At 57.7% G+C, this 22,315-nt stretch carries 19 protein-coding genes; 9 read left to right on the forward strand and 10 right to left on the reverse strand.

The features are described from left to right. Positions 1 to 176: 176 nt before the first annotated feature. The 3 genes from PspCFBP13508_RS04345 to PspCFBP13508_RS04355 form a co-directional block, all read right to left on the reverse strand. Positions 177 to 1,664 (reverse strand): RES domain-containing protein, encoded by a 1,488-nt coding sequence (locus tag PspCFBP13508_RS04345; protein WP_161984067.1) that lies wholly within the window; start codon positions 1,662 to 1,664, stop codon positions 177 to 179. A gap of 50 nt (positions 1,665 to 1,714) precedes the next feature. Further along, positions 1,715 to 2,605: an SIR2 family protein gene (locus tag PspCFBP13508_RS04350; protein WP_161984068.1), complete on the reverse strand. Its 891-nt coding sequence runs from the start codon at positions 2,603 to 2,605 to the stop codon at positions 1,715 to 1,717. A 392-nt stretch (positions 2,606 to 2,997) separates the two neighbouring features. After that, the gene (locus PspCFBP13508_RS04355; RefSeq protein WP_137213770.1) at positions 2,998 to 3,426 is read right to left on the reverse strand and encodes a type II secretion system protein N; all 429 of its coding nucleotides are present in this window, start codon (positions 3,424 to 3,426) and stop codon (positions 2,998 to 3,000) included. 120 nt (positions 3,427 to 3,546) lie between these two features. On the opposite strand from PspCFBP13508_RS04355, the gene PspCFBP13508_RS04360 reads away from it, so the two are divergent. Both PspCFBP13508_RS04360 and PspCFBP13508_RS04365 read left to right on the forward strand, forming a co-directional pair. Next, positions 3,547 to 3,993, forward strand: a complete 447-nt coding sequence (locus tag PspCFBP13508_RS04360) for a GspH/FimT family pseudopilin (RefSeq protein ID WP_137213771.1) — start codon at positions 3,547 to 3,549, stop codon at positions 3,991 to 3,993. Then, positions 3,990 to 4,598, forward strand: a complete 609-nt coding sequence (locus tag PspCFBP13508_RS04365; RefSeq protein WP_137213772.1) for a prepilin-type N-terminal cleavage/methylation domain-containing protein — start codon at positions 3,990 to 3,992, stop codon at positions 4,596 to 4,598. Before PspCFBP13508_RS04360 ends, PspCFBP13508_RS04365 begins: the two co-directional genes overlap by 4 nt. A gap of 104 nt (positions 4,599 to 4,702) precedes the next feature. Here PspCFBP13508_RS04365 and PspCFBP13508_RS04370 read toward each other — a convergent pair whose 3' ends face one another. The 4 genes from PspCFBP13508_RS04370 to PspCFBP13508_RS04385 all read right to left on the reverse strand — a co-directional run bounded on the left by PspCFBP13508_RS04370 (position 4,703) and on the right by PspCFBP13508_RS04385 (position 8,276). After that, positions 4,703 to 5,791 (reverse strand): hypothetical protein, encoded by a 1,089-nt coding sequence (locus PspCFBP13508_RS04370; protein ID WP_137213773.1) that lies wholly within the window; start codon positions 5,789 to 5,791, stop codon positions 4,703 to 4,705. Positions 5,792 to 6,034: 243 nt separating this feature from the next. Further along, a complete protein-coding gene (locus PspCFBP13508_RS04375) occupies positions 6,035 to 6,973 on the reverse strand; it encodes a DUF4880 domain-containing protein (protein WP_137213774.1) in 939 nt (312 codons plus the stop codon). Positions 6,974 to 7,005: 32 nt separating this feature from the next. Further along, the gene (locus tag PspCFBP13508_RS04380; protein ID WP_137213775.1) at positions 7,006 to 7,557 is read right to left on the reverse strand and encodes an RNA polymerase sigma factor; all 552 of its coding nucleotides are present in this window, start codon (positions 7,555 to 7,557) and stop codon (positions 7,006 to 7,008) included. Then, positions 7,554 to 8,276 carry a secretin and TonB N-terminal domain-containing protein gene (locus PspCFBP13508_RS04385; protein WP_161984069.1) on the reverse strand — a complete coding sequence of 241 codons (723 nt, stop codon included), beginning with the start codon at positions 8,274 to 8,276 and terminating at the stop codon, positions 7,554 to 7,556. Before PspCFBP13508_RS04385 ends, PspCFBP13508_RS04380 begins: the two co-directional genes overlap by 4 nt. Positions 8,277 to 8,440: 164 nt before the next feature. Here PspCFBP13508_RS04385 and PspCFBP13508_RS04390 point away from each other — a divergent pair, with 164 nt between their 5' ends. After that, positions 8,441 to 8,728 carry a hypothetical protein gene (locus PspCFBP13508_RS04390; protein WP_224787249.1) on the forward strand — a complete coding sequence of 96 codons (288 nt, stop codon included), beginning with the start codon at positions 8,441 to 8,443 and terminating at the stop codon, positions 8,726 to 8,728. 99 nt (positions 8,729 to 8,827) lie between these two features. On the opposite strand, the gene PspCFBP13508_RS04395 is transcribed toward PspCFBP13508_RS04390, so the two are convergent. Then, positions 8,828 to 9,268 (reverse strand): carboxymuconolactone decarboxylase family protein, encoded by a 441-nt coding sequence (locus PspCFBP13508_RS04395; RefSeq protein WP_137213776.1) that lies wholly within the window; start codon positions 9,266 to 9,268, stop codon positions 8,828 to 8,830. 373 nt (positions 9,269 to 9,641) lie between these two features. Here PspCFBP13508_RS04395 and PspCFBP13508_RS04400 point away from each other — a divergent pair, with 373 nt between their 5' ends. The 5 genes from PspCFBP13508_RS04400 to PspCFBP13508_RS04420 all read left to right on the forward strand — a co-directional run bounded on the left by PspCFBP13508_RS04400 (position 9,642) and on the right by PspCFBP13508_RS04420 (position 14,623). Next, positions 9,642 to 11,075 carry a PLP-dependent aminotransferase family protein gene (locus PspCFBP13508_RS04400; RefSeq protein WP_137213777.1) on the forward strand — a complete coding sequence of 478 codons (1,434 nt, stop codon included), beginning with the start codon at positions 9,642 to 9,644 and terminating at the stop codon, positions 11,073 to 11,075. Positions 11,076 to 11,198: 123 nt separating this feature from the next. Beyond that, positions 11,199 to 11,492, forward strand: a complete 294-nt coding sequence (locus PspCFBP13508_RS04405; protein ID WP_137213778.1) for a putative quinol monooxygenase — start codon at positions 11,199 to 11,201, stop codon at positions 11,490 to 11,492. Positions 11,493 to 11,694: 202 nt separating this feature from the next. Continuing rightward, positions 11,695 to 12,096, forward strand: coding sequence for a cupin domain-containing protein (locus tag PspCFBP13508_RS04410; protein WP_137213779.1), 402 nt, complete (start codon positions 11,695 to 11,697; stop codon positions 12,094 to 12,096). 217 nt (positions 12,097 to 12,313) lie between these two features. Beyond that, positions 12,314 to 13,027, forward strand: a complete 714-nt coding sequence (locus PspCFBP13508_RS04415) for an ATPase (protein ID WP_137213780.1) — start codon at positions 12,314 to 12,316, stop codon at positions 13,025 to 13,027. Between the two features lie 297 nt (positions 13,028 to 13,324). Then, a complete protein-coding gene (locus tag PspCFBP13508_RS04420) occupies positions 13,325 to 14,623 on the forward strand; it encodes a hypothetical protein (protein ID WP_137213781.1) in 1,299 nt (432 codons plus the stop codon). Between the two features lie 61 nt (positions 14,624 to 14,684). Here PspCFBP13508_RS04420 and PspCFBP13508_RS04425 read toward each other — a convergent pair whose 3' ends face one another. Both PspCFBP13508_RS04425 and PspCFBP13508_RS04430 read right to left on the reverse strand, forming a co-directional pair. Then, the gene (locus tag PspCFBP13508_RS04425) at positions 14,685 to 19,580 is read right to left on the reverse strand and encodes an NAD-glutamate dehydrogenase (RefSeq protein WP_137213782.1); all 4,896 of its coding nucleotides are present in this window, start codon (positions 19,578 to 19,580) and stop codon (positions 14,685 to 14,687) included. 479 nt (positions 19,581 to 20,059) lie between these two features. Then, a complete protein-coding gene (locus PspCFBP13508_RS04430; protein ID WP_137213783.1) occupies positions 20,060 to 21,454 on the reverse strand; it encodes a hypothetical protein in 1,395 nt (464 codons plus the stop codon). 293 nt (positions 21,455 to 21,747) lie between these two features. Here PspCFBP13508_RS04430 and PspCFBP13508_RS04435 point away from each other — a divergent pair, with 293 nt between their 5' ends. Beyond that, entirely contained in the window at positions 21,748 to 22,101 is a 354-nt protein-coding gene (locus PspCFBP13508_RS04435) for a hypothetical protein (protein ID WP_116658751.1), read from the forward strand. Positions 22,102 to 22,315 lie beyond the last annotated feature (214 nt).

Raw genomic sequence — 22,315 nt, forward strand, 5'->3', positions numbered from 1 at the left:
AAACAAGCGCAACCAGATTTATTCGCGACACCAACCACTACAATCAATAAAGAATGGGAGCGCGAGGAGTGATTGATCGCGTCAGCGAACACACCACATCAAACCAGCTTCCTCCGCATGAAGAGATCACAAAACTGACAATTTTTAGCACCCCTCACGCTTGCGATGCCGGACATTCAAAAATCATCCGACAAATCCGCAAGTTTAAATTTTTCCAATTCAAACCTATCAAAGACCCTGACTTTACTTGATTTTGAAACCACTTTAACCGCTGTAATTTCGTGAACCTCAATTGACTGAAGCTCCAATTTAAGAGCCGGTTGCCGGCGCACGGATGATTGCGGAAAATCAGGATTATCGTAATCAGCCTGAAAGAAAAACTGCGCATCAAATACAGGTTTTTCTTTTTCCGAAGGTGGTCTGATACTGATACTGTACTCAGGACACTCTATCGCAGAATCGAGATCATACTCAGTAAGCGCCGCTTCAATACGTACATCGTCAGGATATATCAAAGGCTCGACCAACGAAGCCTTATGGAAAAGTGCAACGTTTACTCCTACACCATCTTGTACCGATGGGAATAGAATTCCATCAATAGCAGGATGCTCCAAGCCAGCCAAATAATCCGCGACTGCTTGGGTGGTCAAGTATTCTCGATCTTTCTCGTTAGGCATGACCGGGATAGTTAATCGTTTAGTTAAAGTCCGGAGAAACTGCACGCGCTCAAACTCTTCAGTAAACGCGGGATCGAAGACACTTCCTGAACAACCTACTGATTCTAGCTTACGCAGGTCCAACAACCTAAGAGAACGAATAATAGTAAACATAGCCACGGCCACTTTACTACCTACAACTGGCCGGACCTCAGCTAAAGCCGAGTGCGCGTCCTCCGCCCCATAAAATACTGATATACCCGAAGCGTTCATACGGTTAGCTCTTGCCAAACGTCCAGGTGGAGGACCAAGCTCGCTCAGAGGGCTTTTAAGAGCTTTATAAAGTTCATCTTGAGACTGAAACTCTCTACCCCTGTACAGCGCAGTTAGTTCACTTCCCGGACCTGCAGTAACAATCGCAAACCCATCCCTGTACGAACGTGCAGTATCAAGATTGGCAAATACGGACTGAAGAACACTCATCACAGTTGGATTGGAGAATCTGCTCTCGTATTTAAGTGCATTTTCAAGCTTTAACCACTCCATTGACCAGTACAAAAGTGAAACTGGCTTTTCTTCATAGTGGGCATCTAAAGAAAACTCTCCCTCGCCTTCATCTGGATCGCCGGGATGAACAGTACCAAAGCGATCACTTAAGACTTCCAAAATATCAGATGCAACAGACTCCTCAGAGCCAAGAATTTCGGCAACCAAAGTCAGAATTGGGTCGCCCGCACGCTCCCACTCGTAACTAGACTCTCTGTCTCGCATTAAAGCTGACTCATAGTCATCCGGCTCAGGTGAGGTTCTGCAAAAGTGTTCACGGACAGCTTTTTCTACGTGACTGGCCAGTTCAGTTATAGATATACATGTCACACTCACAGATTCGCAATAGGAACAACTATGGTATTCTTTGCCTTTTATCAGAGCGCGCAGATACTCCTCCCCTATACATTCACCACATACGAACCTTCTAGAAACCTCTTCAAAAGAAGAAAACTCACCCATAAATTTTCCCTCGCATGCCAGCATAGCAAAAAAAATCGTTTGAGCTATACTTATGCCGCCCGGATCAACGACTTAGAAGGGAGCATTTTAGAGATGGCAGCACGATACATCCCCTCATAGTCTCCACCAACAACATCTATCACTACAACATTGATATCGAATGACTCCAGCAAACCTTTTTTCTGCTCATCAATATCACTAACATAAAAGAAAATATTATTATTGACAATTTTCTCTGTTGAAAACCGGGCGCGCTTATTCAAAATCCACCAAAGATCCGTCTCACTATAATCTAATGAAATACCGAGCATATGGACATTTGAACAGAAAAAAAGATCAACCCAAGAAGAATTACAAAAACTATCAGCTCTCAACTTATCCCTTATCGACTCAACCACCCTCTCTTTTCCATCTGCGAAATATTTGTAGTTACCTTTGACATAGGCATCTATTTTGCTAACCGAACCGCAATAATGATCTAACCCTAGCATTATTGATTTTGGGCTATCAATTTCACCATGAATATTCCATAGATATTTCGTACCCCCGTCTACTTCGTATGCACGACTCCTTCTTAGACTGTAAATTTCTTCAGTACTAAGCTTATTCGGAATACCACCAAGAGCCTTCTCAAACGCATAATCATAATTTGTAGTCAGGTAATGCTCGAACTCCATCCCGCCTAACAACTCATATACTTCATTAGACTCTTGCACTGCAAGTGACTCTGCAATTTTATTTTTTATAGCCAATTCATCCGCACGCTGACTCCTATTAGCTTTGTGCGCCCCCATAAATATTCTTTCATACACCATCGTATTGGGCAAAGAGCCATTGGAGAATGCATCCTCGCCTTTTAACTCATCAAGTAAGTCCTCCCAACTTATCGCATTGGCAGAAAGCCTATTTATTCCATTTCCAAAAAGAATAGTATTTTTCATTGCAAACTTTTCCATGAAAGTATTTTGGTAAGCAGCACCTGCATGAGTTGCAGATTATAGAGTCCAATCCCGACTGTATCTCGACGCGCTATAAAACCTTAACTCTATAGTAAATAGCGATATTCGATTACGCCAACTATGTTGAGATGGCGAGAGCGAATATGAATGAATAGAAAGCCACGTACATTTCAAGCCTCCTGGCGTTTGATGGCTCGATGCTATCTCTTACGACTATGCCTAGACAAGCAGTTTAAGGAAGCTTCTATCCCTATCTCAACATCCTCAGTTGCGTGGGGTGACTGTCAGTTATATTGCGCGCTCTCGGGTTACTCGAAGGTGGGCTGCCAAAATCAAAGCCCCTTCGGGCGTGCTTTTTTGAATCTCGGATAAATTTAATGACGAAGATTAGGTAACTCCACTCCCTCCCCCAACCTCTCAACCCCCAACCTCACCCTCTCCCCACCCCGCTCAATCACCACCCCATCCCCCTCAACCCCCACCAACCGCACCCCAACCCCAACCTTCTCTCCCACCAAAAAACTCCTCGGTGCTCCATCGTTCAAACTCAATATCGCCACCGTCCCACTCCCGCCTGCGATCACCCCGCTCACCTTGATATCCACCGGCGCGGTCTCATTGGAGAACCACTGCAACGCCGGGCTATCGCTCCTCGCCGCGAGCACTTGCGGGGCGGCTGCGGGGGTGTGGGATTCCGCCGTGGTTAGCAGCAGCGACGACCATGTCGCGACGCCCACCAGGGCGGCGAGCAGTGCCAGGGCCTGGACGGTTTGCGCCGGGGTGATCCGTGCGGTGAATTTCATGGGTTGTCGCTCCTTGTTGTCCCTGTTGCCAGCCTACGCGGCAATTCTCTCCGTTTTATTTCACATGCCTTACATGTTCGCCGGGCACGATGGGGTGGGACGCCAAGGAGCGCGTGGGTGATGAGCAGGCAGCAGGGTTTTACGTTGATCGAGTTGATGGTGGTGCTGGTGATTATTGGCATCGCCAGTGCGGCGATCAGTTTGAGTATCAAGCCTGATCCGTTGCAGTTGTTGCGCAAGGATGCCGAGCGGGTTGCGCAGTTGCTGCAGGTGGCGCAGGCGGAGGCTCGCGCCGATGGGCGGCCGATTGTGTGGGTGGCGGATGCCAAGGGGTTTCGCTTTGGGCGGCGTGGGGATGATGGCGTGGGGTTTGAGTCGTTCAAGGAGGATGCGCAGTTGCGCCCGCGTGCGTGGCAGAGCCCGAAGGTCGAGGTGCGTGTGGAGCCTCGGCAGACGGTGGTGCTGAATGCCGAGTGGATCAATCCGCCGTTGCGGCTGATTTTGTCGGATGGGGCCAATCGGCTGAGTGTGCTGCGCGATAGCAGTGGGCGGATCAGTATTCAATGAAGACTCAGCAAGGGTTCACTCTGATTGAGGTGATGGTGGCAATTCTGCTGATGGCGGTGGTGAGTCTGATTGCCTGGCGCGGGCTGGACAGTGTGACGCGGGCGGACAGTCATTTGCAGGCGAGCAGTGAGCAGAGCGATGGGTTGTTGCGGGTGTTGAATCAGTTGCAGCGGGATGTGGACATGCGCGCGGGGGTGGAGTTGAGCGAGCCGCGCAAGGTCGGGGCTGAGGATGAGGCGCCGACTGCGCCGCCGGCGGTGACGGTGCGCAGTAGTGATAGCAAGGGGTTTCGGCTGGACATTATTCGTAGCGCGGCGGATCAGCCGGGGGCGTTGCAGCGGGTGCGGTGGTGGGTCAAGGGGGATACGTTGTATCGGGCGGTGGCTGAGGCGCGCAGTCGCTATCCGTTGCCTGCGCCTGGGAAGGGGGTTGCAGTGTTGAGTGAGGTGAGTGATGCGCAGGTGCGGGTTTGGGAGGTGGACAAGGGCTGGCGGCAGCTGAGTGGGAATCGGCGGGAGGATCCGTTGGGGTTGGAGATATACCTGACCCGCCAAACACCCCAAGGGCCTGAAAAATACCGTCAAGTGATTGGTCAACTCCAATAAACCAGCATCACCGCACGAGCCCGAGGGAGCGGGTTCGGATTCCTCTCGCCCTTGGTCTTGGAAATGTCATTACGTTGACGGGCCGATGCAGACGGAGCTGGCTTTCATGGACTGACCGGCGTCGTAGGCGATTGCAGGATGCCGCTCAGCACTTCTTCCAAGCTTTCACCATCTGAGTTCTCAAAAAGACCGCCCTCACCAAACAACACCTGAATGTTCGCCTGTTTGAAGAAGTCCGCTGCTGCAAAATCGGGTGCTGTGCTCGCCGGCAGCACCAAGATGAGCTTGGTATCAGCATCTCCGAAACGATGCCGGTAGTAGGCAAGCTGGCCAAATCCAGCGTAGAGCTGTGCTGACATGGCGCTGCTGGTTTTTACTTCAAAAATTACCTTGGCCTTTTCTGTAGCTCTGCTAACTAGCGCCAAATCGACGCGGTTCTTGCCGACCTTGAGCTCGGAATTTCCCTTTACGAGCTCATCCAGCTTGCGATGGAGAGCATTACAGAGTGGGCCGTGTAGATACTGGTATTCACATTTGTCATGGCCAGGAGTATAGGACTTGCTGCCCTCAAACTCTTCCTGCTCCCGCCACTTAGCGCCCGATTTGTCTTCGTCGTCGGGGGCCGAATCTGAGTTCTGGGCATCATCTCCAAGCTCCGCCTTTCTTTGCTCCTTGAGCCGTTTCACCTTGAATAGGAACTCGGCAATGTCATTTGCGATACTCGGGGAGTTTGTTGAGGACACAGCGATTACGTCTGCGTTCCGATCGTCGTCTGCTACCTCTATCAACCAATCCTGAAAGTGCTCGAACGCGTCTCTGCGGGGCACCCGGCCACGAAATGCCGTGAAGGTACCACGATGACCGATTAGAGTTTCGCCGTCAGGACCAGCTATCAAAACCCCTGAGACCTTGCGGTTGAGGCCGTCAGGAATGTTGATCTCAGCGTCGGGAGAGAGTGTTCCGCCCTCAAAGCCTAGCTTGAACAGGTGTGCTTGTCTCCCATCCCAAGGCGGAGGAATAGCGAACAACATTTCCCCAAGATCGGTTTCCAATGCATAGGTAAGGCAGGGTGCTCTATCTCCACTCGGAAATGCCCACACTTCTTCCCCGCGTGGCTCTGCCTGATCGATCAGAGCCTTTTGAAAAGATTTAATGCCTCTACGAAGCCGAGCGTTCCCTGTAATGACCTGCACCAATCTCTCCCTTCGTTCACCTAGGAGGCCACCGGATCTTAGAAAGAATCAATGGCCCATATTCCGCGATGCTAGCACTTTGACACGCCTCTATGTTACCTGCTGCTGCACACCCCATAAGCCGTATTAAGCCTGTTCGCCTGCTCGAGAATAGGGCGGGCCCACTGATGACGGTATGACAGTACGGAAGCCTTCGCGAGCAAGCTCGCTCCCACAGGGTTGGGTGGTGCTGGCGGGACTGGGTTAGCTGAGAACGACCACGCCGCCCGGCAGCTCAGTGCATTTGACGCCGTAGGCGTCGCGGATCAGCAAGGCGACTCCGGCGAGTTGGTCGAGGTTGAAGCGGGCCTGGACGCGGCGTTGGCCGAGTTCGCGGTTGAGCAGCAGGAGCATGCCGGGGCGGTAGCGGTTGATTTCGTCGATCATCTGGCTGAGGGTCGCGCCGTTGAACACCAGCACTTGTTGGCGCCAGTTCATCACGGCGGCGGTGTCGACGGTTTGCACGTTGCCGATTTGCCGTGCGTTGTAGGTGACTTGCTGGCCCGCTTCGAGGCGCAGGTTGCGGCCTTCGAGGGCGACGTCGACTGCGCCGTCGAGGCAGGTCACGCAGACTTGCTGGTCGGTGTTGCGCAGGTTGAAGCGGGCCTGGCTGGCGCGCAACCACCCTGCCCCGGCCTGCATCGCCAGCGGCAGGCGTGCGGTTTGCACTTCGACTTCACCGCTGACCAGTTCAAAGCCCTGCACACCGTTTTCGACGCTGCGCTGATTGATGCGGGTCTGGGTGTTGAGTTCGAGGCTGACGCCTTGCGCCGGTTCGACCCGGCGCTGCTGGCCGACTTCGGTGATGTAGTCGGCGCCCAGCCCTTCGAAGCCGCCGGGAATCGTGCCGCGCACCAGCAGGAATGCGGCGGATGCGGCAATCGCACCGCCGAGAAAAGCCCGTCGACCGAAGCCGCGTCGGCCCTGCAACGCTTCGGCGGCCGGTTGCAGGTGATGCCATAGCCGCTTGGCTTCTTCGAAGGCCCGGGCATGTTCGCCGCTCTGCTCGCACCATTCGCGCAGGGCGCGGGCGTCGGCGACGGTGGCACGGCCCGAGGTCAGCAGGATCAGCCAGTCGTGGGCTTCGCTGTGCAGAGACTCGGTGGCCGAAGGCTCGGCGGGTTTCAGTCGAAAGATGTTCAAACGCGCAAATTCTCAACGGATTAATCGGGTCACTATTCGCTAGACGGTTTTCCGGCCCCGCGACCGAACCGCTGAAACACTTTTCTTTCCAGTTTCGCTGCGCAGAAGCCCAGCGCGGCTTTGATTTCCTTTTCGACCATGCGCGTGGAGATGCCGAAACGCTGGGAGATTTCCAGGTGTGGCGCCTCTTCCAGCCGCGCGGCGATAAAGATCCGCCGACGCCGTGCGGGGAGTTCGTACAAGGCGCTGAGCAGGGCCTGCATCTCCTTTTGCCCACCGACCACCCGCGCCGGGTCGAGGGCTTCGTCGCCCAGTTGCAGCAGTTCCTCGACTTCGGTGCCGGTGAGCAGGCGCGCATCGGCCTGACGGCGGTCGGCGGCGATGTTCAGGGCCATGCGATACAGGTAGGCGTTGGGCTTGAGCAGGTTCGGCGGAATTTCCATGCGATCGACCCGCAGCCAGGTCTCGTGCAGCACGTCGTTGGCCAGGTCCTCGGAACCGAGGCGGCGGCGCAGGCGCACGCGAAAATCCTCGTAGGAGCTGAGGAACAACTGGCCCATCACGCTTTGTCCGGCGTCTTTCATCCCCCGGAAACTCCTTCCCATCTCGTGCATTCCATGCGTTTCCCTGACGACTCCGGTAACAACAGCAACGTGACCGGCTGGCGCAAGGCGCTGGGCGTCGGCCGATCGATTGTGAGGTTGCGAAAACTTTCCACCAGCGCGTTATCGCGCCGTACATCGCCGGTCGAAGTGACCAACCGGTTGTGCTGCACCACGCCGTCGCGCCCGACCCACACCTGCAACACCGCGCGATAACTGCCCGGGCGGGTCAGCGGCGAACGGCACAGCTTGCGCTCGATCGCCGCTTGCACCGCCGTCGCGTAACTGCGGTTGACCGCGACAGCAGCCGGCGTGGGTTTGTCCGTCGGCACTGGCAGGTCTTCCACCTGCGCCGCTTGCAAGGTGAACGCGTCGGCGCGGGCGTAACGCGCCATCAACCCGGTGCCGCCGAGCAGATGGCGCAAGGCGTCGGCGGCGGTAAATTCGCCATCTACGGCGAGGGAGCGACGGCCCCGGCTCAACTGACTGTCGACCAACACCGCGACGCCCGTGGCGCGGCTGTATTGATCCAACGCCCGAGCGAGTTCCTGCGCGGGGATGTGCAAGGTCATGCGCATATCCGCCGCTGCCGGATCAGCATGGGCTGCGCTGGCCAGCAGACCGAGCAACCACCCCAGACCCGCGCGGCGCACAAGCGTCGCCGAGCGCTGAAGACTGATCCGCGAACTGCCTCGCTGCACGACTGGCGCACCCCTGAAAATCGCTATCCTGCGGGGCATTTATGACTCTGGTATGACGGGCGGTGCAAAAAAACCATCACGGGTTTTGCCCCGCGCTTGCACTAGACTCAAACCCATAGCGGCCCAATCGGGCGGGCCAGGAGGCGGACATGAAAACACGGTGGATGTGGGTCTTGCTGATGACGGTGGGCGCGGCGCAGGCGGAGGAGCCGCTGGGCTGTGTCGAGGTCACGGTCGGCGGTTACAAGGCGCCGAATTACGATTGCCTGAGCCAGCAGATGGGCAACAATCCCGACGGCGCGGCGGCGGCGCAGAAGAACATGGAAGCGTTAAATGTGCCGGTGCACAAGCGCGCGCCGAATCAGGTCGGGCTGGCGACCCCGGCCGCGACCAGTACGCGGATGGGCAATACATTTGGCACCTCGGTGAAACCGCAGCGGCCGGCGAATTAGGCAAGGTCAACATCAAAAGATCGCAGCCTTCGGCAGCTCCTACAGGGATATGCGCATGAGCCCATGTAGGAGCTGCCGAAGGCTGCGATCTTTTGATCTTCAGTCACTCGGGGTCTGGCGGAAACTCACTGCCAACCGATTCCAGCTGTTAATGGTGCTCACCGCAACCGTCAAATCCACCAGTTCGCCTTCATCAAATTGCTCGCGCGCCTGCTGGTAGACGTCATCCGGCACGTGGCTTTCGGCCAACAGCGTCACCGCCTCGGCCCAGGCCAGCGCCGCGCGTTCGCGGGGGTTGAAGAAGTTGCTGTCGCGCCACACCGCGACCGCGTAAAGGCGCCGATCACTCTCCCCGGCTCGCCGCGCGTCCACCGAGTGCATGTCGGTGCAGAACGCGCAGCCGTTGAGCTGCGAGGCGCGGATCCGAATCAGTTGCAGCAGCGACGCTTCGATACTCAGGTTGGCGGTCAGCGCCTCCATGGCAAGCATCGCTTTCATCGCCTTGGGCGACGCGTTGTAGTAATCCAGACGCAGGGACATGGCGCGGCTCTCGGCAGGCGGAATAATGAGTTCACGGTAAGGGCTGTGCGGGCTGTGTTACAGCCCCAATTCCACGAATTTCGGCTGCACCACTGAACCTCGGCCAAACGCAATACCTGTGGGAGCGAGCTTGCTCGCGAAAGCGGTTTCCCAGACAAATATTCATCCACTGCACCACCGCCATCGCTGGCTTGCCAGCGATAGCGGAGTGTCAGACAACGAATCTGTTCAATGACACACCGCCTTCGCGAGCAGGCTCGCTCCCACAGGGACTTGCGCCAATTTGCGGTTTTTACTCCACGCAACTACTGCCAAAAGCCCAACAACGCTAATCTGACCGACACTTCACTCAACACCCGGGAGCCTCGTCGGTATGGAACTTCATGTCGTGATCAACGGCCGCAAGGATCTTGCCGGTCAGTTGTATCAGCAGTTGCGCGCGGCGATTGAATCCGGGCGGTTGGCGGCGGGTACGCAGTTGCCGCCGAGCCGCTTGCTCGCCGAGCAATTGGGCATCTCGCGCAAGACCATTTCCGACACCTATGCGCAGCTGACCTACGAAAATTTCCTCACCGGGGTGATCGGCAAAGGCACCTATGTCAACGCCCGCCCGGCGCAGGTACAGCGCAAGCAGAGCCACACCGAGCTGGCCAGTGCCGAGGTGATCGAGAGTTGGCGCAATCTGCCGGTGTTCCTCCGTCACCCGACGCTGGAAGGTTCGCTGCGCTACGACTTCATCGGCGGCGCCACCAGCAAAGGCCAGTTCCCCCACGACGACTGGCGCCGCTGCGTCGCCCATGCGATGCGGCAGATGGCGCAGTCGAAAGGTTTCTACAGCGTCGCCGAAGGCTTGCCGGCGCTGCGCAATGCGATCGCCCGGCACATCGCCTTTTCCCGTGGCATCAATTGTCAGGACGAGGACATCGTCGTATGCAACGGCGCGCAACAAGCGCTGGACCTGATTGCCCGCGTACTGACCCGCCCCGGCAGTCTGGTAGCGATGGAAGATCCCGGCTATCCGCCCGCGCGCTTGTTGTTCGGCACGCACGGCGCCGAAGTGGTCGGGGTGCCGGTGGATGCCGAGGGTATTCAGGTCGAGCAGATTCCCGATGGCACGCGGCTGATTTACGTCACGCCATCGCATCAGTTTCCGCTGGGTATGGCGATGAGTCAGGCGCGCCGCGAGGCCCTGCTTGCCCGTGCCCACGAGCTCGGCGCGATCATCATCGAAGACGATTACGACAGCGAATTCCGCTACGAGGGCCGGCCCACCGATTCGCTGTACAACCTCGATCAGCGCGGTATCGTCGCCTACGTCGGCACCTTCTCGAAAACCCTGCTGCCGGAGTTGCGCCTGGGCTACGCGATCCTGCCGCCGTCGATCATCGAAGCGGTGATTCGCGCCAAACAGCTCACCGATTTGCACGCCTCGACCCTGCCGCAATGGGCGCTGGCCAAGTTCATCGCCGAGGGTTGCCTGCTCAAGCACATCCGCCGCTGCCACACGATCTATGCGCAACGTCGCGAACGGATCCTGGAGCGCATGGCGACGGATCTGGCGCCATGGCTGCAAGCCGTGCCGGCCAGTGCCGGGTTTCACATGGCGGTGTTCTGCAAGGTGCCGGTCGACTTGCCGCTGGTCATCGAGCTGGCAAAAAAGGTCGAGGTCGGCCTTTATGCGATCAGTGGTTTCTACTACCAGCAGCCGGCGAAAGAAGGCCTGTACTTCGGTTTCGGCGCCATCGAAACCCTCGACATCGACATTGCCCTCGATCGCCTGCGCGACATCCTCGAACAGCTGTCATGAGCCGTTGGTATAAGGCTTTTACCGCCGATTGGTTATTGGTGATTCATGGCGGCAGGCCTATTCTGCACAGGCGTTATCCCTCAATGAGCAGGATTCGTCCGGCCTGATTCAGGAGTGTGAGCAATGTCCAAAGAAGTGATCAACACGGTTGAGATCAAGGCTGTTGCGGGCCGCTCGGAAGAGCTGGGCAAGCAATTGCAAAAGATCGTCGACACCTTGCGCGAAACCCCGGGCTGCGATTCCTACCTGGTCGACCGCTGCCCCGAGGACAGCCACCGCTGGACGGTCAGCGCGCGCTGGCAGTCGGAAGCGGCGATGCAGGCGCATTTCAACCGGCCCGAGGCGCAGGGGTTTATCGACCTGATCGACAGCCGCCTGGCCAATAGCGTGGATTTCAACAGCTTTCCCATCGTCTGATATGCCCCATTCGCGAGCAGGCTCGCTCCCACATTGAAATGCGATCAACTGTGGGAGCGAGCCTGCTCGCGAAGGCGATTTGCGCCGCACCGAAATCCTTCCGAGGCCAATTGGTCACCCCATCTTCGCGAATATTGGCCGTTTGAACCGGCCACATTGCGGCCTACTGTGATTACACCCCAACCCTCACAGGTAACCCGCCATGAAAGCCCTGCCCCTCTTCGCCGCCGCCCTTGTCTTCACCCTTTCCGCTTCGGCAATGGCTCACGACCCATCCGAGAAAGTCACCGTTCTGCAGGAACAACTGCTGAAAAACGCCCCCGGCAAGAAAGCCATGATGATCGAAGTCGATTACAAGCCCGGCCAGTCTTCGATCGCACACAAACACGAGGGCACGGCGATGGCTTACGTGCTCGACGGCGAGGTGATTTCACAGGTGAAGGGCGAAAAAGCCATCACTTACAAGAAGGGCCAGTTCTGGTACGAGCCGGCCGGGTCCGAGCATCTGGTGTCGAAAAATGCCAGTTCGACCAAGCCGGCCAAGTTGCTGGTGTTCATGGTGCTGGCCCCGGATGAACAGGTGCTGATCCCGCTGGAAAACTGATGGCTGCGTGGCCAGCCATAAACGATAGGCGCGAATCGAGCATTTGCGCCTTTTTTATTGCCTTGGGGCATTACGTGCAAACGCTTAAAGCCAATAAAACTAACCGCGCAAAGGTTATTCAGCCAACGGTCAGGCCGGCAGGTTTACCCTGAATATCCGCCGATATCTTCGGCCCGTGCACACTCATCGACAGACCTTGTTTCACGGGAGAAACACCATGAAACCTGCGCTTCCCGCCCTGCTGGCGATTTCCGTTTTGCTGCTCTCTGCCTGCTCTGTTCCCACTGCCCCGCAAGCCGTCTCATCCCTCGACACGCTGCTGCCGCACCCGACCGGTCGCAGCGCTGCCACTTTGGTCAAGAGCGGTCCTGGCGTCTCGCTAGGCGCGATTTACAGCCCCGGCACCCAGGCCAATCGGCAATACCTGCGCGAGTACCAGACGAAGGCCGGCACCGGTTTTGGTCAGAGCCTGCTGGTGCAGCCGATCCAAGACGCCTACGTCGCCAGCTCCAGCCCGGATCGCGCGGTCGAGTGGGTCAACGCTTCGCTGCAACGCCAGTTCGGCTCGGTGACGGTGTACCCGGACATGCAAAGCCTGCGTGCCGCCAGGCCGGATGTGGTGGCGATCGTCGATACCCATAGCCAACTGATCACCTCGCGCAGCTCGGATATCCGCGCGGATGTCAGTGCCGATTTTTACGATGCGCAATTGAACTACATCGGCACAGCGAAGGGCTCGCAGGCGCGGGAACTGACCCCGGTGTGGGCGGACTTCAAGCGCTCGGAAGAGATCGTGGCGGATATCAATCAGCAGGAGGAATTGCAGCTGGCGGCGTTGCGGGAGTTTGATCGCTCGCTGAGTAATCTGGTTGTGCAGCCGGGGGAGAAAGTGTCGATGCTTGAGGGTAAACCAGCTCAAAAGTTGTATTGAATGTAAGTGCCTCTTCGCGAGCAGGCTCGCTCCAACATTTGGAATGCGATCAACTGTGGGAGCGAGCCTGCTCGCGAAGGCGCCAGACCAGACACCACAAAAACCCTCAGACATTAAATCCTCGCCAAGACTGGCCATCCCTTCTTCCAAATCCACAATCATCCCCCGTTGTCCACTGTCAGGTCTGACAGTGGACAACTTGGCCGCAACCTCCCCTAATACCAGCACTGCGTTGATTTGGCCGGTGCATATCGACTGATCGCTTTACGCAACAACTGCGTACTCGAGGAGCAGATCATGACTGGAGCCAAAACACCCGGCGTGCATAAACTGGACCCCACTTTCGGCCCGCAAAAAAATGGTCTCACCTGGTTCAAATTTCCCGAGCATGAAAATGGCTCGGCCGAGGGAATCACTGTCGCGCCTGACGGCAAGCTGTTAATCGCCGGCCATGTCGGTAACAAGTTCTCCATCGTGCGATTGAACGCAAATGGCAAACAGGACACTTCGTTTTCAAAGGACGGCGTGGCCAGCGGTATTTTCGCCCCTGGTTACAGATCCTTTGGCGGCAGTGTCACCATCCTTGGGAACAAGAACCTATTGCTTGACGGTTTCTTTTATCTACATGAAAAGGCACAGGCGCAGCGCGGCCTGGCAATGTTTCGCAGTGACGGAACGCCCGACACCCGATTTGGCGATAACGGCGTAAAACTCGTTGATCCGATTCCTTTGCCTGTCCTCATCCCTCCCGACATGCAACCGAGGCAAAACCGGACCACGGCAGCCGACTTGAGTGGCCGTTCCATCGAACTGGACAATGGAAAGCTGATGGTATTGAGCAACCATCGATACTCCGTCAATGACCAATGCGGCCTTTTGATCAGGCTGCAAAGCAACGGCGATCTGGATACTAGCTTTGGTAAAGGTAAGGGATACGTTGCGATTCGATACCTTGCGAACTTCACGTGGACAGGGCCAATGATCCGACTCCACGATGGCAGATTTGCCATCGCAGGAAACGTTTCAGGCAATTTCGGCTATCGCGCAATGATTGCCCTGTTCAGCGCCGAAGGTGAACCCGTCCTTGAGTTCGGCGACAAGGGTTATGCGCTGTTTGACGACCTGGACACCTTCAGCCAGATAAACGCGCTCGTCGAAATGCCTGACGGCAATATTGTGGGGATCGGCAGCGCTACCGACGAATCATATGTCAGCAAGGGTGTGCTTGTTTGCGTCAATCGCAAGGGAGACTTCGTTCAAGGCTTCAATCAAGGCAAGCCTGTCCAGACATCTTGGCCTAACGCCCGTTACGGCATCCAGTGGACTTCCGGCAAGCTGCGAGATGGCGGGCGCATCATAGTGCTTGCCAGCACACACGGCGAAGAAAACTCCGAAATTGTCATTGCTCAGTTCAAATCGGACGGACGTCCAGACGATTTTGCGGATAACGGTGTGCTTGTCATCAATCTGACCAACGTTCTCGACATGGGAGAATCCATAGCTCTCCAGAACAATCGGATTGTCGTATCCGGAACTTCATTGCCCTATCCTGACGGCGTGCGCTCCTTCGCCTTCCGCTGCGCTGATACGTTCTGAATGACAGACAAGAAAAAGCCCCGCCTCTTTCGAGAGCGGGGCTTTTTCATTCAGCCACTATTTACGCCAGTTCAAGCTCGGCATTCGCAGCAACCGCAGGCACGATGACTTGCCCGCTCAACGCCAGATCCAGCAGTTCGCGGTTGGCCACCGCGTACATGGCGTAGTCCGTACCGCTCGCAGCACGGATTTCCACCAGCATGGCGCGCCAGCGTTCGATCATGCTTTCGTGCTGGGCCATCCACAGCGCCAGGCGTGCTTCCACATCCTGGGAGCCGTCGCCCTGTTGCAGGACGGAGATGGTGATCGCCCGTTGCTGCCAGTCGACGTCATCACGGAACGCTTCACGGGCCAAGGCTTGCCAGTTGTTTTCCACCGGCAGCGCGCTGATCTGTTGCAGGTACCAGGTGATGTCCAGCGCAGAGCCGACGGCGAAGTAGGCCTTGGCCACTTCGGCCGGGTCCTGCCCGGTGACGTCGGCGGCTTCGATGATCGGCAGCAGCGTGTACAGGTGCGAAGTGCCCGCAACCATACGCGCCAGCAATTCCGGCACACCGGCTTCGACGTACGCCTGATAGCGCGACTGCCAGTTCTCGCGGATTTCGCCGCTGAGCAGTTCGTCGAGTTTCAGGCCCAGCTCTTTCAGGTGCGGACCGAAATGCGCGACGTCACGAGCAGCGTTCTGCTCGTTGCGGCGGGCACGCAGGAACCAGCGCGTGGCGCGACGGCCCAGACGCATCAGCTCGTCCATCAGTTCCAGCTGCACGTCAGCGGAAACCTGGTAGTCCAGCGCTTCGATCTGACGGAACCAGTGCGGGAGGTGGAAGATGTCGCGCACGATCACGTAGGCGCCCGCCACGTTCGCCGGGCTCATGCCGGTCGACTCTTTGAGTCGCTGCACGAAGGTGATGCCCATGTGGTTGACCAGATCGTTGGCGATCTGGGTGCTGACGATCTCGCGCTTCAGACGATGGCGACGCATGGCTTCGGAGAACTTGCTGACCAGGGTCGGCGGGAACGCCGTTTCCATGTCGCGGGTCAGGTAATCGTCGTCCGGCACCAGCGAGCCCAGCAGCTGCTCTTTCAGGTCGATCTTGCTGTAGGAGATCAGCACCGACAGCTCAGGACGGGTCAGGCCGTGGCCCTCAGCGACGCGCTCGGTCAGTTGCTCTTCGGTCGGCAGGAACTCGATGGCACGGTCCAGCTTGCCACGGCCTTCCAGATCGCTCATCAGACGCTTGTACTCAGCGATGCGCGCGTAGGCACGGCGCGCCGCCAGGGACAGGGCCTGAGTCTGCTTGTAGTTGTTGCCCAGCACCAGATTGCCGACTTCGTCGGTCATGCTCGCCAGCAACTGGTTGCGTTGCTTGTCGGTCATGTCACCGGCCTGAACCACTTCGTTCAGCAGGATCTTGATGTTCACTTCGTGGTCGGAGCAGTCCACGCCACCGGCGTTGTCGATGAAGTCGGTGTTGGAACCGCCGCCGTTCAAGCCGAATTCGACACGACCCAGTTGGGTCATGCCGAGGTTACCGCCCTCGCCCACGACCTTGCAGCGCAGCTCGTTACCGTTGACGCGCAGTGCATCGTTGGCCTTGTCGCCGACATCGGCGTGGCTTTCGGTGCTGGCCTTGACGTAGGTGCCGATACCGCCGTTCCACAACAGATCCACCGGCGCCTTGAGCAAGGCATTGAGCAGTTCGGTCGGGGTCAGCTTGTCAGCCTGGATGTCGAAGCGTTCTTTCATCTGCGGCGAGATCGCAATGCTCTTCGCGCTGCGCGAGAAGATACCGCCACCTTCGGACATGATGCTGGTGTCGTAGTCGGTCCAGGCCGAACGCGGCAGGTCGAACAGACGCTGACGCTCGACGAAACTGGTCGCCGGGTTCGGGTTCGGGTCGATGAAGATGTGCATGTGGTTGAACGCAGCGACCAGTTGCAGCTTGTCGGACATCAACAGGCCGTTACCGAACACGTCGCCGGCCATGTCGCCGACGCCAACCACGGTGATGCTGTCTTCCTGGACATTGATGCCGCGCTCGCGGAAGTGGCGCTGTACGCCGACCCACGCGCCCTTGGCGGTGATGCCCATTTTCTTGTGGTCGTAACCGGCCGAACCACCGGACGCAAACGCGTCACCCAGCCAGAAGCCGTAGTCGATGGCGATGCCGTTGGCGATGTCGGAGAAGGTTGCAGTGCCCTTGTCCGCCGCGACTACCAGGTACGGGTCATCGTCGTCATGACGCACGACATTGACCGGCGGCACCAGCGCGCCGTCCTTCAGGTTGTCGGTGATGTCCAACAGGCCGGAAATGAAGATGCGGTAGCAGGCGATGCCCTCGGCCGCGATCTCGTCACGGCTGCCGCCCAGTGGCAGGCGACGCGGCAGGAAGCCGCCCTTCGCGCCCACTGGCACGATGACCGAGTTCTTCACTTGCTGGGCTTTTACCAAACCGAGCACTTCGGTACGGAAGTCTTCTTCACGGTCGGACCAGCGCAGACCACCACGGGCAACGTTGCCGAAGCGCAGGTGCACACCTTCGACGCGTGGCGAGTAGACGAAGATTTCAAACTTCGGCACTGGCTTCGGCAGCTCAGGGATCGCATGCGGGTTGAACTTGAAGCTGAAGTACGACTTGTTCTGACCGTTGGCGTCAGTCTGATAGAAGTTGGTGCGCAGGGTGGCTTTGATCAGGTCCAGATAGCGACGCAGGATGCGGTCTTCGTTGAGCACCTGAACGTCGTCCAGTGCGGTCAGGATCGCTTGTTCCAGACGCAGTTGCTTGTCTTCCAGATCATCTTCGCTGAGTTTGCGCGCCAGATAGAAACGGGTCTTGAACAACCGGGTCAGTTCGCGAGCGATGTCGGTGTGGTTGTTCAAAGTGCTGGCGATGTAACCCAGGTCGAAGCCCAGACGAATCTGCTTCAGATAACGGGCGTAGGCACGCAGCAGCGCCACGTCGCGCCATGGCAGACCAGCGGTCAGCACCAGACGGTTGAACGCATCGTTTTCGGCATCGCCACGCACGATGTGCACGAACGCGTCCTGCAGGGTGTCGTTGAGTTGCTGGATGTCGAGGTCCAGACCTTCAGCGGCGGTGAAAGCGAAATCGTGAATCCAGAACTCGCGGCCGTTGGTGTGACGCAGGCGATACGGGAATTCACCCAGTACGCGCAGGCCGAGGTTTTCCAGAATCGGCAGGACGTCGGACAGCGCCAGCGGCGTGTCGGCGTGATACAGCTTGCAATGCAGCTCGCGTTGGCCGGAGACCTGACCGAGCGGCTGATAGAAGCTCATTACCAGCGGATTTTTTTCGTTGAGGCTCAGCAGATGTTGCATGTCGACTACGGCCGAATGTGCGGCAAAACGCTCGCGGTAACCGGCCGGGAAGCCTTTCGGGAAGTCGGCCAGCACGTTGGTGCCGTGGGCTTCGCCGAAGCTTTCGACGGTCAGTGCGGCGTAGTCGTCCTGCCAGCTGCGGCAGGCCTGGACCACTTCTTTTTCCAGCAGCAGCGGGTCGATGTCGAGACGGTTCTTCGGATCGACGCGCAGGATCAGCTGCACGCGGGCCAGCACGGATTCCGAGAAGAACGTCCAGAACTCGCAGTCGGAGGCCTTCAGGCGCTCCATCAGCACTTGCTGGATCTTCTGGCGGACTTCGGTGGAGTAGATGTCGCGCGGCACGTAGGCCAGGCAGTAGCAGAAGCGACCATACGGGTCTTTGCGCAGGAACACGCGGATTTTGTTGCGCTCCTGGATCTGCACGATCGACATCACGGTGGTGAACAGTTCGTCGACCGGGGTCTGGAACAGGTCGTCACGCGGCAGCACTTCGAGGACCTGCGCCAGTTCCTTGCCCAGGTGAGCCTTGGACTGGAAGCCCGAGCGGCGCTCGATTTCTTCGACCTTGCGGCGGATGAACGGGATGACCCGCACGCTCTCGCCATACACCGAGGAGGTGTACAAGCCCATGAAGCGGTGTTCCTTGATGACTTTGCCGTCGGCGTCGATTTCGCGGATCGACACGTAGTCCGGGTAGGCCGGACGGTGTACGCGGCTCGGGTGCGCAGCCTTGGCGAACGACAGCAGGGTCGGTTCGCGCAGGTAGGACACGGCGTAGTCTTCGATGCGCAGGTCTTCGTAGGTCAGGCCGGTGCGCAGCAGTTTGGTCAGGCCGAGGAAGGAGCTCTGGTCGTACTCGATGTGGCCGCCATCGGCCTGATCGGTAACCACGAACTCTTCGTAGCCGAGGAAGGTGAAGTGGTTGCCCACCAGCCATTCCAGGAAGCTCTTGATTTCGCTCTTTTCGTCGGCATCGACCGGATAGGCGCTGTTGTCGAGCTGGGTGAGGATGTCCTGCACCTTGGCTTTCATCGGCTCGAAGTCAGCGACGGCGACGCGCACTTCACCGAGCACCTGCTCAAGCTCTTTGCTCAGTACGTTCAGCTCGGCCGCGTTGGCGCAACGGTCGATTTCCAGGTACATCAGCGATTCGTGCAGCACGCCTTCGCCGGTGCTGCCCTTTGGCAGGACTTCCAACAATTCGCCCTTGCTGCCACGACGGACGCTGAGCACGGTGGTCTGCAGGGTGTGAATGCTGTAGCCGCGACGGTTCAGCTCGGTACGTACCGAGTCGACCAGAAATGGCAGGTCGTGGTGCAGCACTTCGACCGCGGTGTGGGTTGACTGCCAGCCGTGGCGTTCGTAATCGGGGTTGTAGACACGCACTTGCGGTTGCGCGTGATCGAAGCGCTCAAGCAGGCGCCACGCAGAGAGAGTACAGCCAGCGAGGTCGGAGAGGCGACGTTGAGTCAGCTCGTCCAGGGAAATGATGCCGAAGAATTGTTCAGCGAACAGCGCCACTTGTGGCAGTGCCTGTTCACTGATGTGCTGCGCCAGTGCCGCTTGCAGTTGGTGCTGGAAGTCGGCTTTGCTGGCTGCGGTGAAGAACGCCATCTGTGGTACTCCGCTTAAGCTTGTTATTGATGGAAAGCGTCGCGTGCAACACCCCTTTCGGGGCTGGTGTCGCCCTGTTCCTGATTCTCGGGCAGAGGAAACAGGGAGACAGGTGGGTGAAGCTGGACGGGACACTCAGGTCACATTCACCTTCCATGAATGAGCATCTGCAAAAGCGACTGCCAGCGCTGCCAGCAATGCCTTTACGGGTGCTCATCCGTTGCGCAGCTTAATGGGTGCGACAATGTGTCTGCTTGCGGTGCTGCGACATATTCGGTCATTGGCACGTAAATGCAGGGTTTGGCCTGCATCAACACTAGCAGGCGTGCGCCGAAATGCAGGTTCGAAACCCCGGTTTCACGGGACTTTCGTGCCAGGTCGGTCGCCGAGGACGTTACATATCCGGAAACGAAAACGCCCAAGGCCCTGTTATCGACCCTGAGCGTGGCATCCGGTTCAGCGCCAGCGGTTGACGCGGATCAGTCCGGCAGTTCCTCAAAGGCTCTGAATTTGCTCACCGTGGCGCAGTCGTAGCACATCGTCTGCAGGATGTGCTTGTCCATGCTGGCGTCGATGTTGCTCGAATCGCATTCGCGGCAGAACAGGCGCAGATGGCTGAGCAAGTCGCTGTCGAACGCCACGGCGGAAAAGAATTGCGGGACCAGTTCGTCACGCCAGTACATGCCCGGCGATTTGGAAAATCCGGCGCCGCTGTCCTTGAGCACCACGTCGTAGAGCAAGCGCTGCAAGGCCGTTTGCGGTACTCGCGCATCGCGATGGGCGTTCTTGCGCCAGTTGCGCGCGAGCGCGTCCTGCGCCGTGCCCAGCATGTTGCGCGGAATGGTGTTGGAGGCGTGACTGCGCCCCTTGGAATTGCCGGTGGCATAGAAATGCGCGGCGTTTCTCACGGCCAGCCGGGCGAAGTAATACAGCTGACTGACCGAGAAGTCCTGCAGCAACTGCCCGACCACCTCCTCGGCACGGGCCTCGGCCGTGAAGGCAAAATCCACTTCAGCGGCCAGCACACGGATGTATTGAATGGACGCTTCGCGAGCGAGACTGAAGACCAGCGAATAGATTTCGCTCTTCCAGGCGGCTTTTACGCTGCCAGACAACTCCTGATACAGCACCCGGTACAAATTCTCGCGGGTACTGCGCGCCACGCCGTCGAACGTGACGCTGGGCAGCCAGCGCACCGCGCTGTACTCGCGGATATTGCAGCCCTCGCTGCGATCGAAGGCGTTGATGTCGGAATCGGTGGAAACTGCCAGCACTCCGGCTTCGTGCAGGCTTTTGAGCAACTCTTCACGGGCCTCGAACGTCAGGGCGAGCAGTTCTTCTCTGGATGGCGCATTCAACGGCGCAATCCATTCAACGGTCGCGCCGTAACCATCATCCAGCAAGGCGAGCAACGTCAGCTGCTGCACAAACCCCAGATTGGCGTAAGGCACTGCGGGGCATCGCGCGCCATATCGAGCTTCCAATTCCAGGCGATCACGCGCGGCCCGGGCGGCAAGCTGCTGATGGCGTAACTTGAAACACTCTGTGCAGCTGCAAGTCGTGTGGCGGGTATTGGTGCCGGGAAGGCTTTGCTGGTGCTCACAGCGTACGCATTTGAATGTACTGCGCAGCGAAAGCGGAGTACCTCTGGCGTGCCGGCGGATCCACATCGGCAATTTGCAATAAGGACAGCTGAGGTTGGCACTGATAACCGGGGGCAGAACCTTGAGCAGACTGCGCACCGTTGCAGGGATCTGAAATTCCGCCATCAGCGCGGCAGTTTTTTCGCCTTCGAGATAGCGCTTGTAGATTTCCTCGATCTGCTCATCGGACAGGTGGCGAATTTCTTCGGCGCGTTCGAAATATTGAGTCATGACAAAGGTCCTTTTTTGGGGTTTTGATAACGCACTCCGTTGCGCAAGAGCGGCGAAACTAACGGCAAAAAGGTGGCTATCACAAGGGAAAAATCGCAATTTCGGGACGATTTTGCGCATTCGGTAATTGCCTTACGCTGGCGTCGGATTTCCCCTTCTCGCTGCTCGGAGATGGGCGACGGAAATGTCCTGCTTTGCGACTTTTTGCCGATGCAGGCAGCGCAAATCGGTCGAGACTGGCAAAATCGCGCCTTCGAACAGACTCACCGCCGCCACTGCGCAGGATTTTCCCCATGCAAATGACCACCGCCCTACTGATCGTCAACCCGTGCGACGACGAAGAAGACAACATGGCCATGCTCTGCTGCCACAGCGACAAGGGCGAGATGTTCCTGATGAGCCGTTATCCGGATGAGGATGAGCTGGAGATCACCCTGGATGGCGAGCCGTCGACGCTTGACGGGGTAAAGGTCACGCTGACTTCGAACCTGCTGAAGATCGAGATCGCTGCGGCGGATGCCGATGCGTTGAATGGCGATGATGTGCTGGAGATCAGCTTCAACCCGGATATGGTGGATATGGATGAGGTTGTCGAGACTTTGAAGAACATTCTCGATGGGACCGGGACCTTTATCAGCGAGGTTTGATGTTGACCGGGCTGGCCCTTTCGCGAGCAGGCTCGCTCCCACATTGGAATGCGTACATCAGACCCTGTGGGAGCGAGCCTGCTCGCGAAGAGGCCGGAACTGCCATCCGATAAATTTCCTGCTGACGGAAGATCAAAAGATCGCAGCCTTCGGCAGCTCCTTGTATCTCGACTAACGCTCCGTCAGGAGCGATAGTTCTCGACTGATCATCGAG

This window comes from Pseudomonas sp. CFBP13508, from assembly GCF_005233515.1.
GTDB classification, from domain to species: Bacteria; Pseudomonadota; Gammaproteobacteria; order Pseudomonadales; family Pseudomonadaceae; genus Aquipseudomonas; species Aquipseudomonas mercuritolerans.

Bases quoted from the DNA above. Each gene is read 5' to 3' on its own strand.
- PspCFBP13508_RS04415 (WP_137213780.1), top strand. From the start codon at position 12,314: ATGAAACCTGCGCTTCCCGCCCTGCTGGCGATTTCCGTTTTGCTGCTC.
- PspCFBP13508_RS04430 (WP_137213783.1), bottom strand. From the start codon at position 21,454: ATGACTCAATATTTCGAACGCGCCGAAGAAATTCGCCACCTGTCCGAT.
- PspCFBP13508_RS04405 (WP_137213778.1), top strand. From the start codon at position 11,199: ATGTCCAAAGAAGTGATCAACACGGTTGAGATCAAGGCTGTTGCGGGC.
- PspCFBP13508_RS04360 (WP_137213771.1), top strand. From the start codon at position 3,547: ATGAGCAGGCAGCAGGGTTTTACGTTGATCGAGTTGATGGTGGTGCTG.
- PspCFBP13508_RS04380 (WP_137213775.1), bottom strand. From the start codon at position 7,557: ATGAAAGACGCCGGACAAAGCGTGATGGGCCAGTTGTTCCTCAGCTCC.
- PspCFBP13508_RS04365 (WP_137213772.1), top strand. From the start codon at position 3,990: ATGAAGACTCAGCAAGGGTTCACTCTGATTGAGGTGATGGTGGCAATT.
- PspCFBP13508_RS04395 (WP_137213776.1), bottom strand. From the start codon at position 9,268: ATGTCCCTGCGTCTGGATTACTACAACGCGTCGCCCAAGGCGATGAAA.
- PspCFBP13508_RS04400 (WP_137213777.1), top strand. From the start codon at position 9,642: ATGGAACTTCATGTCGTGATCAACGGCCGCAAGGATCTTGCCGGTCAG.
- PspCFBP13508_RS04425 (WP_137213782.1), bottom strand. From the start codon at position 19,580: ATGGCGTTCTTCACCGCAGCCAGCAAAGCCGACTTCCAGCACCAACTG.
- PspCFBP13508_RS04410 (WP_137213779.1), top strand. From the start codon at position 11,695: ATGAAAGCCCTGCCCCTCTTCGCCGCCGCCCTTGTCTTCACCCTTTCC.
- PspCFBP13508_RS04420 (WP_137213781.1), top strand. From the start codon at position 13,325: ATGACTGGAGCCAAAACACCCGGCGTGCATAAACTGGACCCCACTTTC.
- PspCFBP13508_RS04435 (WP_116658751.1), top strand. From the start codon at position 21,748: ATGCAAATGACCACCGCCCTACTGATCGTCAACCCGTGCGACGACGAA.
- PspCFBP13508_RS04345 (WP_161984067.1), bottom strand. From the start codon at position 1,664: ATGGGTGAGTTTTCTTCTTTTGAAGAGGTTTCTAGAAGGTTCGTATGT.
- PspCFBP13508_RS04390 (WP_224787249.1), top strand. From the start codon at position 8,441: ATGTGGGTCTTGCTGATGACGGTGGGCGCGGCGCAGGCGGAGGAGCCG.
- PspCFBP13508_RS04350 (WP_161984068.1), bottom strand. From the start codon at position 2,605: ATGAAAAATACTATTCTTTTTGGAAATGGAATAAATAGGCTTTCTGCC.
- PspCFBP13508_RS04355 (WP_137213770.1), bottom strand. From the start codon at position 3,426: ATGAAATTCACCGCACGGATCACCCCGGCGCAAACCGTCCAGGCCCTG.